At 49.3% G+C, this 15271-nt stretch carries 14 protein-coding genes and 2 pseudogenes; 7 read left to right on the top strand and 9 right to left on the bottom strand.

The window, feature by feature from the left end:
• The first annotated feature begins 104 nt into the window (after positions 1 to 104).
• Together ansA and pncA are read left to right on the top strand one after the other, a co-directional pair.
• The gene (ansA, locus tag RAHAQ2_RS10575; RefSeq protein ID WP_015697215.1) at positions 105 to 1118 is read left to right on the top strand and encodes an asparaginase; all 1014 of its coding nucleotides are present in this window, start codon (positions 105 to 107) and stop codon (positions 1116 to 1118) included.
• A 12-nt stretch (positions 1119 to 1130) separates the two neighbouring features.
• Complete coding sequence (gene pncA, locus RAHAQ2_RS10570; RefSeq protein ID WP_015697214.1) at positions 1131 to 1760, top strand: bifunctional nicotinamidase/pyrazinamidase; 630 nt, start codon at positions 1131 to 1133, stop codon at positions 1758 to 1760.
• Positions 1761 to 1838: 78 nt separating this feature from the next.
• On the opposite strand, the gene RAHAQ2_RS10565 is transcribed toward pncA, so the two are convergent.
• Both RAHAQ2_RS10565 and msrB read right to left on the bottom strand, forming a co-directional pair.
• Positions 1839 to 2111 (bottom strand): YeaC family protein, encoded by a 273-nt coding sequence (locus RAHAQ2_RS10565; protein WP_015697213.1) that lies wholly within the window; start codon positions 2109 to 2111, stop codon positions 1839 to 1841.
• Positions 2112 to 2205: 94 nt separating this feature from the next.
• Entirely contained in the window at positions 2206 to 2619 is a 414-nt protein-coding gene (gene msrB, locus RAHAQ2_RS10560; RefSeq protein ID WP_015697212.1) for a peptide-methionine (R)-S-oxide reductase MsrB, read from the bottom strand.
• 350 nt (positions 2620 to 2969) lie between these two features.
• On the opposite strand from msrB, the gene gapA reads away from it, so the two are divergent.
• Both gapA and RAHAQ2_RS10550 read left to right on the top strand, forming a co-directional pair.
• Positions 2970 to 3968, top strand: a complete 999-nt coding sequence (gapA, locus tag RAHAQ2_RS10555; RefSeq protein ID WP_013575362.1) for a glyceraldehyde-3-phosphate dehydrogenase — start codon at positions 2970 to 2972, stop codon at positions 3966 to 3968.
• 166 nt (positions 3969 to 4134) lie between these two features.
• On the top strand, positions 4135 to 5004 hold the full coding sequence (locus tag RAHAQ2_RS10550) for a D-hexose-6-phosphate mutarotase (RefSeq protein WP_015697211.1): 870 nt from the start codon (positions 4135 to 4137) through the stop codon (positions 5002 to 5004).
• A gap of 81 nt (positions 5005 to 5085) precedes the next feature.
• Here RAHAQ2_RS10550 and RAHAQ2_RS10545 read toward each other — a convergent pair whose 3' ends face one another.
• A complete protein-coding gene (locus RAHAQ2_RS10545; RefSeq protein WP_015697210.1) occupies positions 5086 to 5940 on the bottom strand; it encodes an aldo/keto reductase in 855 nt (284 codons plus the stop codon).
• Positions 5941 to 6070: 130 nt separating this feature from the next.
• Positions 6071 to 6820 carry a MipA/OmpV family protein gene (locus RAHAQ2_RS10540; RefSeq protein WP_015697209.1) on the bottom strand — a complete coding sequence of 250 codons (750 nt, stop codon included), beginning with the start codon at positions 6818 to 6820 and terminating at the stop codon, positions 6071 to 6073.
• A 527-nt stretch (positions 6821 to 7347) separates the two neighbouring features.
• Between RAHAQ2_RS10540 and yeaG the strand changes: the two genes are divergently transcribed.
• Together yeaG and RAHAQ2_RS10530 are read left to right on the top strand one after the other, a co-directional pair.
• Positions 7348 to 9282, top strand: coding sequence for a protein kinase YeaG (yeaG, locus tag RAHAQ2_RS10535; RefSeq protein ID WP_015697208.1), 1935 nt, complete (start codon positions 7348 to 7350; stop codon positions 9280 to 9282).
• Between the two features lie 34 nt (positions 9283 to 9316).
• A complete protein-coding gene (locus RAHAQ2_RS10530; protein WP_015697207.1) occupies positions 9317 to 10591 on the top strand; it encodes a YeaH/YhbH family protein in 1275 nt (424 codons plus the stop codon).
• 777 nt (positions 10592 to 11368) lie between these two features.
• Here the strand turns inward: RAHAQ2_RS10530 and RAHAQ2_RS10525 are convergent.
• From RAHAQ2_RS10525 to RAHAQ2_RS10510, 4 genes and pseudogenes are all read right to left on the bottom strand, one after another.
• Positions 11369 to 11806 carry a hypothetical protein gene (locus RAHAQ2_RS10525; RefSeq protein ID WP_015697206.1) on the bottom strand — a complete coding sequence of 146 codons (438 nt, stop codon included), beginning with the start codon at positions 11804 to 11806 and terminating at the stop codon, positions 11369 to 11371.
• 69 nt (positions 11807 to 11875) lie between these two features.
• Positions 11876 to 12484 carry a VENN motif pre-toxin domain-containing protein gene (locus RAHAQ2_RS25965; protein WP_238532066.1) on the bottom strand — a complete coding sequence of 203 codons (609 nt, stop codon included), beginning with the start codon at positions 12482 to 12484 and terminating at the stop codon, positions 11876 to 11878.
• Positions 12481 to 12915 carry a hypothetical protein gene (locus RAHAQ2_RS10515; protein WP_037039167.1) on the bottom strand — a complete coding sequence of 145 codons (435 nt, stop codon included), beginning with the start codon at positions 12913 to 12915 and terminating at the stop codon, positions 12481 to 12483. The genes RAHAQ2_RS25965 and RAHAQ2_RS10515 overlap by 4 nt, the downstream gene beginning before the upstream one ends.
• A 209-nt stretch (positions 12916 to 13124) precedes the next feature.
• Positions 13125 to 14369: pseudogene (locus RAHAQ2_RS10510) on the bottom strand (IS110 family RNA-guided transposase).
• 82 nt (positions 14370 to 14451) lie between these two features.
• Between RAHAQ2_RS10510 and RAHAQ2_RS24905 the strand changes: the two are divergent.
• A pseudogene (locus tag RAHAQ2_RS24905) lies at positions 14452 to 14751 on the top strand (integrase core domain-containing protein); the annotation flags it as partial.
• A gap of 76 nt (positions 14752 to 14827) precedes the next feature.
• Here RAHAQ2_RS24905 and RAHAQ2_RS10505 read toward each other — a convergent pair.
• Positions 14828 to 15271, bottom strand: a complete 444-nt coding sequence (locus RAHAQ2_RS10505; protein WP_015697205.1) for a hypothetical protein — start codon at positions 15269 to 15271, stop codon at positions 14828 to 14830.

The following is a 15271-nucleotide window of genomic DNA, read 5'->3' as shown; positions in this document are numbered from 1 at the left end:
GCTTCTCACTGAGAACGTCGGGCTTTTTTAGGGTGGGACACCTGCAGATAAGCCTTTATACTTAGCGCAGTTGCTTTCACCTTTCTAAAAAAAGAACATCGTCAATGACTAAAAAATCTATTTACGTTGCCTATACCGGCGGCACAATCGGTATGCAGCGTTCTGAACAGGGTTACATTCCGGTTTCCGGCCATTTACAACGTCAGCTGGCGCTGATGCCTGAATTCCACCGCCCTGAAATGCCTGAATTCACCATTCAGGAATATGTCCCCCTGATGGATTCCTCCGATATGACGCCGGAAGACTGGCAGCATATTGCCGATGATATTCAGGCGCATTATGACGACTATGACGGTTTCGTTATCCTGCACGGCACCGATACCATGGCGTTCACCGCTTCTGCACTGTCGTTCATGCTGGAAAATCTGAGCAAGCCGGTCATTGTGACAGGGTCACAAATCCCACTGGAAGCATTACGTTCTGACGGGCAAATCAACCTGCTGAACTCGCTGTATATCGCGGCGAATCATCCGGTCAACGAAGTCACCCTGTTCTTCAACAACCGCCTGTACCGGGGTAACCGCAGCACCAAGGCACATGCCGATGGTTTCGATGCCTTTGCGTCACCGAATCTTTCACCCCTGCTGGAAGCCGGGATCCACATCCGCCGCCTTTCTACGCCATCATTGCCGCAAGTCGCTGCTGCAAAACTGAAAGTTCACCACATCACGCCGCAGCCTATTGGCGTCGTGACAATTTATCCGGGCATTTCCGCCGAAGTGGTACAAAATTTCCTGATGCAACCGGTGAAAGCGCTGATCCTGCGCTCCTACGGCGTGGGTAACGCACCGCAAAAAGGGGACCTGCTGAAAGTGCTGAAAGACGCTTCAGAGCGCGGCATCGTGGTGGTCAATCTGACGCAGTGCATTTCCGGACGCGTCAACATGGGCGGCTATGCCACCGGCAACGCTCTCGCCCATTCCGGCGTGATCAGCGGCTTTGATATGACGGTGGAAGCGGCGCTGACCAAGCTGCACTACCTGCTGAGCCAGTCGCATTCTCCGGAAGACATCCGCGAACTGATGCAGCAAAACCTGCGTGGCGAACTTACTGAATAAATAAGGGGCACTATGAAATCTGCGTTGTTGCTGGTTGATCTGCAAAATGATTTTTGTCGCGGCGGCGCGCTGGCGGTGACTGACGGCGATGCCACGATTGCGGTCGCCAACCGGATGATGACATGGTGTAAAAGCCATGACATCCCCGTGCTGGCGTCGCAGGACTGGCATCCGGCCGGACATCGCAGCTTTGCCGCAAATTCCCACGCCGAACCCTGGACAATCGGCGATCTGAACGGTTTGCCGCAAGTCTGGTGGCCGGTTCACTGCGTTCAGCGTGAACCGGGGGCAGAGTTTCATCCGGCACTGCACCTGCCGCAGGTAGACTTTGTGGTACAGAAAGGCACCAACCCGGATATCGACAGTTACAGCGCCTTTTTCGATAACGGTCACCGTGCTGCCACTGTACTTAATGACTGGCTGAAAGCGGCGAAGATCACGCATTTGTATGTGATGGGGCTGGCGACGGATTACTGCGTGAAGTTCACGGTGCTGGATGCGCTGGAGTTGGGTTATCAGGTGACATTACTTACCGATGGCTGTCGTGGCGTAAATCTGCACCCCGAAGACAGTGCTGAAGCGGTTGAAGCGATGCGTAAAGCAGGGGCAAAAATCAGTACATCTGAGGCAGTAACAGGCTGAATTTGCCTTCCCGCCTGACTTGATAAAAGGCGCTTCAGCACCTTTTATCAATAAACAGCAGTTTCGCAACCCGCCCGCTCATTCAGGCTTCAGTTTAATCAGCGTATCCTGCGCAAATTGCTGTTTCAGTTCCTGCTTGCTTTTGGTGACGATCTGCCCGTCCGTGCCGATGCTCATGTGCTGGGCATCGACGTTGTGACGCGACTGATACAGCATCACAGCCTGCAGGCTGTGGTCTTTCTGTTCCGGCGTCAGCGCTACGCCGTCCGGCCACTTTCCGAGTTCAACAGCCTGCACGAGACGTGCGTATATTTCCGGCGTCATCACATCAATAAGTTGATTAATTTCCATCTGAGCACCTCTGTTCGCTCCTATTATTCATACAGTTTTGAATAATAGCTGAATCGATTTTGTCGGTAAGATTACAGCACAATTATTATGCGGATTAACCGGCGGTTTTGTCGCCATTTTTGCCATCAGTGAAACTCATTGAGGCAGAATTTATGCAGTAACGTTCACCCGTCGGCTTCGGGCCGTCCGGAAATACATGCCCCAGATGGGCTTCACAGCGCGAGCAGCGGATTTCGACGCGCGCCATATTATGCGACTTATCAGTAAGATATTTGATCGCATCGGGGTGTACAGGCTGATAAAAACTTGGCCAGCCACAGCCGGAATCGTATTTTGTATCGGAGTAGAACAACGCTGAGCCACAAACCACACAATGATAAATCCCTTCCCGCCGGTTGTGCAGCAACTTTCCAGAAAATGGAGGTTCCGTTCCGTGCTCCTGTGTGACATAACGTTGAATTTCAGTGAGTTGCTCAAGTGTAGAGGAAGATTTGGCTTCAATGCTCATGATTCTCGTTCTCTGACGAATATAAAAATCAACTTAAATAACAGTTTATAATAACAAAAAATTAACAACGAGTCTGTCTGTTTTGTCCTAAACTGTATGGCATCAGCGTTAGCCAGCTTACAACTTGTGATGGCGATCACACTCCTGTTCATCCGGCTCTTTATATTCTGTTTTTCGCCCCCATGTGGTTGTGAGCCGATTAAAAAAACGGAACGTGCAATAAGCGAGCAACAGTAGGTCGTCGCTTTGACTTACAGCAATAATTGACACGATTCCGCTTGACGCTCAGCAAGGTTTTTGTAATTTTACAACCAACCTTTTATTCACTAAAAAAATAGCTGGTGGAATATATGACTATCAAAGTAGGTATCAACGGTTTTGGCCGTATCGGTCGCATTGTTTTCCGTGCTGCTCAAGAACGTTCTGACATCGAGATCGTAGCAATCAACGATCTGTTAGACGCAGACTACATGGCATACATGCTGAAGTACGACTCAACTCATGGTCGTTTCAACGGTACTGTTGAAGTTAAAGACGGTCACCTGGTTGTTAACGGCAAAACCATCCGTGTTACCGCTGAGCGTGACCCAGCTAACCTGAAATGGAATGAAGTTAACGTTGACGTTGTAGCTGAAGCGACTGGTCTGTTCCTGGATGATGCGACGGCTCGTAAGCACATCACTGCAGGCGCTAAGAAAGTTGTTCTGACTGGTCCTTCTAAAGACAACACCCCAATGTTCGTTATGGGTGTTAACCATAAAGAATACGCAGGTCAGGAAATCGTTTCTAACGCATCTTGCACCACTAACTGCCTGGCACCACTGGCTAAAGTTATCAACGACAACTTCGGTATCGTTGAAGCCCTGATGACCACTGTTCATGCGACTACCGCAACTCAGAAAACCGTTGATGGCCCGTCTCACAAAGACTGGCGCGGCGGCCGCGGCGCATCCCAGAACATCATCCCTTCTTCTACCGGTGCTGCTAAAGCAGTCGGTAAAGTAATTCCGGCTCTGAACGGTAAACTGACCGGTATGGCGTTCCGCGTTCCTACCCCTAACGTTTCTGTTGTTGACCTGACTGCACGTCTGGAAAAACCAGCGTCTTACAAAGAAATCTGCGCAGTAATCAAAGCAGCTTCTGAAGCAGGCGACCTGAAAGGCGTTCTGGGTTACACCGAAGACGACGTAGTCTCTACCGACTTCAACGGCGAAAAACTGACTTCCGTATTCGATGCGAAAGCAGGTATCGCGCTGAACGACAACTTTGTGAAACTGGTTTCCTGGTACGATAACGAAACTGGCTACTCCAACAAAGTATTGGATCTGATCGCTCACGTTTCCAAATAATTGGTTATGTGAATGAACTGATTGAAGGGCGACGCAAGTCGCCCTTTTGCTTTCTGTCGGATGCACTTTTTTATCAGCACATGAGTGCGATCAAACAGACAGGTTTGGTTCATGTGTAGTCTTGGTTTTAAATCGTAATTGTTTAACCCTGACAGGACTTTAAATAATGACAGAACAACTCTTTTCTCTTCCGGTCGTAAACCAAATCTCTGCCTCCGTCAGCCAGCGTCTTATCGACGAACTGCCGGTGCTTGTGGTAACCCATCCTAAAGTACGCGCTGCGGTTGCCCTGCAAGGCGCGCATTTGCTGTCATGGCAGCCTGAAGGCGAAGAACCGGTGCTGTGGATGAGCAGTGCCAGCGCTTTCAAAGAAGGCGTCGCTATTCGTGGTGGTATCCCTATTTGCTGGCCGTGGTTTGGTCCTGCGGGCAAACCTTCACACGGCTTTGCGCGTAACGTTGCGTGGGAACTGACTGACCACAAAGAAACTGACGACGGTGTGGTACTGACCTTAACGCTGAAAAATTCCCCTGAGACCCTGGAATTATGGCCGCATGCGTTCACACTGACAGCGCGCTTCACGCTAGGCGCCACCTGCCACATCGAGCTGGAATCTACCGGTGATTTCGAAGCCAACAGCGCCCTGCACACCTATTTCAACATTGGTGATATCGCCGATGTCAGTATTAAAGGTCTGGGTAACAGCTTTATTGATAAAGTCGATGGCGCGAAAGCCAAACAGGAAGAAGGTGATCTGACCTTCACGGGCCAGACTGACCGCATCTACACCCAGCCACAAGCAATCAGCGAAATCGTTGACCCGGTTCTGAAACGTACGCTGGTTGTCGCGCATGAAAATAACGCCGATGTGGTGGCCTGGAATCCGGGTTCTGCACTGTCGGTGAGCATGGCTGATATGCCGGATGACGGATATAAAACCATGGTGTGTGTTGAAACGGCGCAGGTTTCCCACACGCATAAATCTACGCATGCCGCTCCGGCACGCCTGGCGGTGACTTTCTCAATCCGGAAATAACCGGTGTGAGTTTGCCGCAAACATGACAAAGGGGCCAACTGGCCCCTTTTGTCGTCTGCTGGTTGATACGAATTGCTGACCTCAGACCATATCCAGCGGCATTTTATGTTTCGGTGCCGGAAACGCTGTGTCAATTCGCGCTATTTCATCTTCCGTCAGGCTGATTGTCAGCGCCGCCGCATTATCTTTCACATGTTGTGGTTGCACCGCTTTAGGAATGGCGATCACGTTACCCGAGCGTATTACCCAGGCCAGTGCAATCTGCGCGCTGCTAACGCCCCGTGTTTTGGCGATTTCCTGCATCACCGGCGCCGTCAGAACGTCATGACGTAACTTTCCGGCCTGTGCCAGCGGGCAATAGGCCATAACAGGAACGCCGTGCTCCTCACACCACGGCAGCAGGTCAAACTCAATGCCACGGGCTGCCGCGTGATACAGCACCTGATTGGTCATGCATGCATTGCCTCCGGGGATTTTCCACAGCGCCTGCATATCGTCAGTATCAAGATTAGAGACACCCCAGCGCCGGATTTTGCCGGATTGCTGCAATTTTTCCATCGCCGCAACAGTGTCATGTAGCGGAATCGAACCACGCCAGTGCAACAGATACAGGTCTAGACAATCTGTTTTTAAACGCTTCAGACTTTGCTCACAGGCAGCGATCGCTTTCGCGCCACCGGCATGATGCGGATACACTTTTGATACCAGAAACACCTCATCACGCCGCCCGGATATCGCTTCACCGACCACCCTTTCCGCGCCGCCATCCGCGTACATTTCTGCGGTGTCGATCAGCGTCATACCGGCATCCAGCCCCTGCTGCAAGGCCTTCACTTCGGCACGGAGATCACTGTTTCGTTCCCCCATATACCAGGTCCCTTGTCCGATTGCGGGTACTGTCGTGCCATCAGGCAATTGCACGGTCTTCGCTTTCATCTGTTTCCTCCGGTTGGGTCATGGCTGAAAAGTTGATTCGATTCTTTGAAAATTTACTGATCTATAAATGTGCAAATGGGGCGATACGCCCCATCAATGTGCAATATGTTCACCATAATGGTGCATTGCCTTAGAAGGTGTAAGTCACACCCGTCCATAACACGCCCGTCCAGTCATTTTCAATGATCGGGCTGTCGGTGACTTCACTGGACAGACGCAGGTAGCGGCCGGTCACGAAGCCTTGCCAGGCTGGCGTGAAGTTATATTTAGCAGAAACTTCAACATATGGGCTGAAGCTGTCGTTCGGGGAATAACTGTGGAAACCACTGCGACGGGATTCGTCTTTGGTGACACCATAATAATATTGGGTCAGATTCGAACTGAACCAGGTCACACCAAAGCCCGGCACCACAGCCCAGTTAGAGCCTTTGATGGCATACAGATAGCCCAGATCGGCGGTCATGCCATTGCTGGTGTCGAGCGTATCGGCATTAAAGCTGGCGCGGATTGTCCCCCACTCAGCGTCATGCGAATAGGCCAGACCTGCCATCAGCGTTGAGTGACGTTTATCCAGGCGCTTCATGCGTTTATCGTCGCTGTCACTTGGGTCGAAACTTAACGGGAAGTAGCTGCCGGTGATGCTGAGTTTGTTGGCATCATCATTCCACAGGTAATAGCCCGCCATCAGGGTGTGGAAGTAGAAATCATCATTGTCATAATTGATGACCGGCACCGGGTAGACGTGGTCATTATTACCACGGTACGGATCCGGAGCGACCAGCGCAGATGCACCTACCTGCCAGGTTCCCGCCACAGCAGCATGACTGCAAAGCACTGCCGCGCTAACAATGGACAGTGTTTTTAGATTAATCATTTTCATTGTCTTAATTCCATTAAGTAAAAAAACGTCGCTAGTGTAAATGAACCTTAAACGTCACGCTTAGCAATTCTGGGTCTATAAAAAGACATATCCAGAAAAACCGGGGCGATCGCACAATTTAACTGCAAAATATGAAATAAAAATGACTAAAGAAACACCTTCCGCTCTGCAGAGCACGTCCTGCAAGGCTTTTCAGAGCATTCCTGATAACTGAGTCATTGATATGACTTAAAAAACGCCAAAACCATAGAGGAAATTTTCTTAATGCCAAACTACGCTTATAAATAGATGAAAGACTTAGCCTGAACGGTTGCCCGTCCCACCGGGTCTGACAGTAAACATATCATCGCGACTGTCAGCTTTGAAGGGGTTCTGCAAGTTGGCATAAGGGTTGCTGTATTCAGGTGGGAGATCTTTCTTCCGGGGGCGCTGAAAAAAGCTCTCATTAACCTGTGCGTTACCCGAGTCATTGAAGTTGCGCTAACGCTTCAAGAACCAAGGGTAAAATAACGAAGGACGGGCATCGTATGAACATATTTGACCACTATCGCCAGCGCTATGAGGCTGCCAAGGACGAAGAGTTCACACTGCAGGAATTTCTTACCATTGCACGGCAAGATCGCAGTGCTTATGTCAATGCGGCGGAACGTCTGTTGATGGCAATCGGTGAACCAGTGATGGTAGATACCGCGCTTGAACCACGCCTGTCGCGTTTATTCTCGAACCGTGTTGTTGCACGTTACCCTGCATTTGAAGAATTTTACGGCATGGAAGAGGCTATCGAACAGATTGTCTCCTACCTGAAACACGCCGCGCAGGGTCTGGAAGAAAAGAAACAAATCCTCTATTTACTGGGCCCGGTGGGTGGCGGTAAATCGTCACTGGCCGAACGGCTGAAATCCCTGATGCAACGCGTACCGATTTACGTGCTGAGCGCCAACGGCGAACGCAGCCCGGTAAACGACCATCCGCTGTGCCTGTTTAACCCGCAGGAAGATGCGCATATTCTGGAAAAAGAATACAACATTCCTCCGCGCTATCTCGGCACCATCATGTCGCCCTGGGCGGCAAAACGTCTGCATGAATTCGGGGGCGACATCACGAAGTTTAAAGTCGTGAAAGTCTGGCCGTCGATTCTCGAACAAATTGCCATTGCCAAAACGGAACCGGGCGACGAAAACAACCAGGACATTTCCGCACTGGTCGGGAAAGTGGATATCCGTAAACTGGAAAACCACGCACAGAACGATCCTGACGCTTACGGTTATTCCGGTGCATTATGCCGTGCAAACCAGGGTGTGATGGAATTCGTTGAGATGTTCAAGGCACCGATTAAAGTGCTGCACCCGCTCCTGACGGCGACTCAGGAAGGTAACTATAACGGTACGGAAGGGATCTCCGCCCTGCCGTTCAACGGCATTATTCTGGCGCACTCCAACGAATCTGAATGGGTGACGTTCCGTAACAACAAGAATAATGAAGCGTTCCTTGACCGTGTGTACATCGTGAAAGTGCCTTATTGCCTGCGCGTGTCTGAAGAGATGAAAATCTACGACAAACTGCTCAGCAACAGTGAACTCTCGCATGCACCTTGTGCACCGGGAACCCTGGAAACGCTCGCGCGCTTCTCGATTCTCTCGCGGCTGAAAACGCCTGAAAACTCCAGCAGCTATTCCAAAATGCGGGTATATGACGGTGAAAGCCTGAAAGATACCGATCCGAAAGCCAAGTCCTATCAGGAATACCGCGATTATGCGGGTGTGGACGAAGGCATGAACGGGCTGTCGACGCGTTTCGCGTTTAAAATCCTCTCCCGTGTTTTCAACTTTGACCATGCAGAAGTGGCCGCCAACCCGGTGCATTTGTTCTACGTACTTGAACAGCAAATCGAGCGCGAACAGTTCCCGCAGGACATCGCTGAAAAATATCTGGAACACCTGAAAGGTTATCTGATCCCGAAATACGCTGAGTTTATCGGCAAAGAGATCCAGACCGCTTATCTGGAGTCCTATTCAGAATACGGACAAAACATTTTTGATCGTTATGTTACCTACGCCGACTTCTGGATCCAGGATCAGGAATACCGCGACCCGGATACCGGACAACTTTTCGATCGTGAATCGCTGAATGCCGAGCTGGAAAAAATTGAAAAACCGGCCGGGATCAGTAATCCAAAGGATTTCCGTAACGAAATCGTCAACTTCGTGCTGCGTGCCCGTGCCAATAACAGCGGCCGCAATCCAAACTGGACCAGTTACGAAAAACTGCGCACGGTGATTGAGAAAAAAATGTTCTCAAATACCGAGGAATTACTGCCAGTTATCTCGTTTAACGCCAAGACGTCGACGGATGAACAGAAAAAACATGATGATTTTGTCGACAGAATGATGGAGAAAGGATACACACGCAAACAGGTACGACTGCTGTGTGAATGGTACCTGCGCGTAAGAAAATCCTCGTAACAGAAGATCGTTGGCAACGTCGTTTGGGGGAAATATGACGTATTTTATTGACCGTCGGCTGAATGGCAAGAATAAAAGCGCGGTGAACCGCCAGCGCTTTTTGCGCCGCTATAAGTCGCAAATCAAACAGTCGATTGCCGAGGCCATCAACAAGCGTTCGGTTACCGACGTGGATAGCGGGGAATCAGTTTCGATCCCCAATTCCGATATCAACGAGCCCATGTTTCATCAGGGTCGCGGTGGCTTGCGCCACCGTGTTCATCCCGGCAACGACCACTTTGTACAGAATGACCGCATCGAACGGCCGCAGGGGGGCGGTGGCGGCGGCAGTGGTCAGGGCGATGCCAGCAAGGATGGTGAAGGCGAAGATGAGTTTTCATTCCAGATTTCAAAGGACGAATATCTCGATCTGCTGTTTGAAGATCTGGCGCTGCCTAACCTGAGAAAAAACCAGCATAAACAGCTGAATGAATTTAAAACCCACCGCTCCGGTTATACGTCTAACGGCGTACCGGCTAATATCAGTGTGGTGCGCTCTTTGCAAAACTCGCTGGCCCGCCGTACGGCGATGACCGCGGGTAAAAAACGGGAGCTGCGTGAACTGGAATCGACGCTGACCGAGGTCGAGCACAGCGAACCGGCACAATTACTGGAAGAAGAACGGTTGCGCAAAGAGATTGCTGAGCTGCGGGCAAAAATCGCCAAAACGCCGTTTATCGATACCTTTGATTTGCGCTACCGAAACTATGAACGTCGCCCCGAGCCTTCCAGCCAGGCGGTGATGTTCTGTCTGATGGATGTCTCCGGTTCGATGGATCAGGCAACCAAGGACATGGCCAAGCGTTTCTATATCCTGCTCTATCTGTTCCTGAGCCGGACGTATAAGAACGTTGACGTGGTCTATATCCGTCACCATACACAAGCTAAAGAAGTGGATGAACAGGAGTTCTTCTACTCGCAGGAGACCGGCGGCACCATCGTGTCGAGTGCCCTGAAACTGATGGATGAAGTCATTCAGGAACGCTACGACCCGGCACAGTGGAATATTTATGCCGCGCAGGCCTCCGATGGCGATAACTGGGCTGACGACTCCCCGCTCTGCCACCAGCTTCTGGCACAGAAGATCCTGCCGATGGTGCGTTATTACAGCTATATCGAAATCACCCGCCGCGCCCACCAGACGCTGTGGCGTGAATACGAAGTGCTACAGGAGAAATTCGATAATTTCGCCATGCAGCATATCCGTGAACAGGAAGATATTTATCCGGTATTCAGGGAACTGTTTCATAAGCAAGTTCAAGACCGCTGATGTTTAGCCTTTAAAACAGCTGGTTAAGTGGCATTATCCAGCTGTTTTCCCTCTTCCCAAGCGCTTTCCCTTTTCAATCAGAGCAGATATTTACCCTTCATTCTGGGGAAGCGCTTTTCTCTGCAAAATCTTTTCTTACGATTCCCTGTGAGGCCATGACGTGTATGAGGGAAAATTTTACGTCCTTGTAAGCACATTCTGCTGCTAACTAGGTGCATCATATAAAGGATCTTTAACCCCATTGCCAGCCCACTGCGCTTCACTCGCCAGAGACTTATTTAGATTCAGGCACTCATCGCCCCCAGACTGCGCAACATTTTGAACAACTCCAGCAGTTTCTTAGCACCAACTGAATTTTAAATATTTATAGCTAACAATTTCCGATTATTTTGATATGTGGGGCGCTTACAGATCGTCTTTGCCCGTCAGTGAGTCACCTACAGATGCTTTTACAGACTGAAAAATAAAACTGAGCTTTTGCGAAGCCTTTGACACGGACACGGCAGCGAAATGGATGAAGCATTACCCCGGCGGCCTGATGTTTGCCGAGTAATCACACCCTCATCCCCGGCCAGCGCCGGGGGTTTTTTATTTTAACGCTAGGGTGTCGGGGCATGGCCAACTGGCGGTGGCCACAAAAGATTTCCTGTCCGGTTGCTGAAGCATTTCCAGACCACCGCCAAAGATCACGAACAAGAGCAATGGGATGAAGGCAGCACGGAGAGTCTGACCGGTAAAAATAACGTTCCCGGCGCGAGGGCTAGGACGTTTTTAACGTTAAATAGGTTCACTGGTTTCTAAAACTGCTTCCTTATATCCTTCAAGATTACTACTTAACCAATTTTCGTTCTGACGCTTCACATGAAACTTAACCACTGCACCAAATTCATCATGAGAAATAATCACATTTAATTTCTGGGACTGATTGTATTTTTTCCAGCAAGCTAATATTTGCTCACAAAATAAAAATGAGTAATCCAGATACCGTTCGGATACATAATCATCAATATGAAAAGAGTTTACAAAACATTCAACCCCTGTCCTATCAGGGAAATTATCTAACCCTTGGTAATTTTTGTATAGAGAGCGTAAAAAAACACAGCCGTTATCTTCTAAAAAACCGCCATTAATCCATGACTGCAAATCATCAGGAAGAGATAACCCCCTCCAATCTGCAACCTTCATTTCCTTTTCCATCAAATAATTACACTTCATTTCTTCTCTCCTAAATACTGAGTCAACCCTTTATTGATCGCCTTCCTAAATGATGGGTCATTCAATAGATTAAGTAGATTCTTGATTCCGCGCATTTTCCTCATCCTCTGGCCCCCAGCCGCCCGGTGTTCCTGAACCCGTACCACCCAGTTCGGCTTTATCGGCATCTGTCAGATCCTTGCCAACATTCGGTTGGTCATGCTTCTCATCATCACCAAACATCCCGGCAATAATCGCCCCAATTCCTGCACCGGCCGCGCCACCTGTTGTTCCGCCGCCCATGCCGCCACCGTGCATAATATCGTCACCGAGACTAGTTGGGCAGGTACGCGCTGAGCAGCCAACTGCATTATTCTCCACCGCCGTTTTCCCAGCAACCGCCCCCGTCCCTGTAGCAAGCAAAGAATTCCCCGCCACGCCGCCTGCCAGTCCGGCGGCCAGCGTGCTCAGTGCGCTGACATTAGCTTTTTGCTCATTCGTCAGGTTTTCCGGTTTTACCCCCGGATACAGCTCTTTCGCAATCAGTTGTGCAGCCAGTTCGCCTGTCGCGGCACCCGCTGCACCGCCCGACACAGAACCGCCCTGCAGATAGGCGACCACTGCGCCGGCAAGCGCATGCCCGGTGATATTTTCGACTTCGTTAACGTTGCCTTTGGCGTCTGTGGTCGCCGCCTTCACGGCCAGGGACAGATAAGGGGCCAGCCCGCCAGCGCCTGTCCCATATCACCACCGGTGAGCCCGGCAAGCGCTCCGCTGATAGCCGTTGCTGCGGTCCAGTACGGACTGCCAATGCCGTATTTCTGATCCACCGCCAGAAAAGCAGCATCTTCCATGCTTTTCCTCTGGCCTGCATCAGCCGCCTGATAAGCAGCATCTGATGACAGTTTTTTCGCGGCATCGTCTTTCGCATTGACCGACAACTGGTTTAAAACATTGCTTGCCGTTTGTTGCATGACCTGCTCAGCCAGTTGTGTCACCTGCTGATCGGTCTGAATTTTGTCCTTATCAAAAATCTTGTCGATATGACCATTGGCATCGTCGGTATTTCGGCTCAGCGTACCCACATCCTGCGCTTGCCGGCTGGTATCACGGACTACCGTCTGAGTCAACTGTTTTTACGCAAAGGGCTCCCGCCATCTGATAAGAAGGTGATGGTTTATTTTATATCCGATATTGCTCATTTCCTTTTGGCTTATAAACATGCTTACCATGATATACAAGGGTCCGGATGGCCCGACAGGACTTAACACAGCATTTTGGGAAGCCATGGACGTTGAGCATTATCTAATGGTCGCGATGCGCCTTACGGCCCATTGAATCACGTCCCATGGCTTATTTCATAATACCCTTTATAATCAATATCCTGTTTTACAATCGCATGCGCTACTCTGGCGACTTTTGTTGCCACTGCCGTCATGGCTTTTCTTTTCTGATCGGGTTTATCTCCATTTTCCCGGATATAACGTTCATATTTGTACCGGAAGCTGTTTTCTCTCGTTCTTACGGCTACGGTGGCGGCAAGCCAGAATGCATATCTTAACCGTGCGTTTCCACGTTTTGACAATCGGTAACCACTGTGTTTTTGCCCGCTCTGGCTGGCGGAAAGGTTAAAACCGCAGAAGCTGAGATACTGTCGGTAATGCGCGAAACGTGTCAAATCACCACTTTCAGCAATTATCATCAGGGCAATGACTGCGCCAATACCCGGGATTGTACGTAAATGTTGGTAATCACTCCGTTCCTGTAAATAATTTTCTGCCTGTTTCTCAAGCTGCAACCGTTGAGCCGAAAGCTCGACATATCGATGAAGCTGTAATTTGAACGTCGTTACTGCCAGAGAACCATCCGACAACGGTAACGCAATGGAATTCGCTGAAATATCATAGAGGTGCTCAAGAAACTGCTGTTTATACTGCTTCCGGCCAACAACATCCCATGCCTGTTTTACAAACAAATCCCGGTTCAGTGATGTGATACAGGACGGTGTGGGAAACTGAAGTAAAAACTGACAGAACCACTCTGCCCGGGACATATGCAGAAATTGTTCAGCCTCGGGAAAATAAAGGGTCAGATAGTGATTCACCAGGCTGTTCAGACAGCGGGTTCGTGCCAGCGTAACCTGATGGTAGGTGTTTGATATTTCCTGTATATCGATAACGCCATTCGCCAGAGGATCATAAAATGGCGAAGATAAACCCTGTTCCAGCAAATACATGATGACACTGGCATCTTTACGATCATTTTTATCCCAGGTTTTAAACAGCATCTCGCGGGCCCGAGCACATCTGACAGATGAAACAAGATGGCACTTTACTCCCTGCTGATGTAATCACCATGCGATGTTGCGATGATAATCAGAGGTAGGTTCAAAGGCGGCGATAATACTGTCATGGGGTGAAGCGGTGAGAGCAAGCAGTCGGTTGAACCCTTCCAGTGTGTTTTCAATACGCAGATAAGACGTTCGTCCATCCGGGTACCGAATTTTTGCATCATGATGTTTTTTAGAGATATCCAGGGCAATCAGTGTCCCCGACATGCTGACATTGCTAACAGGAGTGTTCATTGATTTTCTCCACTTGTGACAGACACTACAAGTTGTAGAAAATGGCTGACTTAAACGCTAACCAGATGCATTCAATAGGTATCACGGGCCAGAACTTACAGCCGCTGCTTTAGCTGAATGGGCAGAGTTGCACGGCGTGATACTCGATTTTATTCAGCCAGGCAGGCCAATGCAGAACGGATTTATTGAGCGATTTAACAAAACGCTACGAACAGAAATACTCGATATGTATCTGTTCAGAACACTGTCAAAAGTCCGTGTGCTAACAGACTGGCGCGCAGAATATAACGAAGAACGTCCGCATAGCTCACTGGGTGATATGCCACCCGTTATCTATGCGAGGCAAAAACTGGCCGGAGATCCTCATTGGCGGTGGTGCTAAAAAGCGGAGGGACTACAGAATCAGCATCATAGCTGAGGCTATAGAATAAAATCCCGGCTCTAGAGTCGGGACTTATTCAGCATTTCAATTTGCCAAAAAAATCATCAACATCAAAAAAATATCGCCAAGTTTCATTGTCTGTAAATAAAGATATTTCATGTTTACTTCCTAACTTCCCAATATAAATCTCAGGGAAATCCACTCCACGACATGCAAATCTAAGGCAATGGGATGTTCTATAATCAAACATTGCATCAATGAGATCATCGTCATCAACGTCCACACTCTCATAAAAGCAATGGACTTTTTTTGCTAAAGAGTCTTGAGTTAAATTAACTATCGGAAAGTCCGCTTTTCGAATTGCATCTTCATTTTCTTTTAACCACTCAATTAATGCTTGAAAATCGACTATCCCGGTAAACAATGCATGCAAAACGCCATTGTTTTTTATCGATATTTCAACAGCTTGTGCTTTTTTCGATTCAGCAGAATTAAGCAAAATGATATTCAGCTTATTCAT

The sequence above is a fragment of the Rahnella aquatilis CIP 78.65 = ATCC 33071 genome (genome assembly GCF_000241955.1).
Taxonomy (GTDB): Bacteria; Pseudomonadota; Gammaproteobacteria; order Enterobacterales; family Enterobacteriaceae; genus Rahnella; species Rahnella aquatilis.
This window is presented reverse-complemented; position numbering and strand designations above follow the sequence as displayed.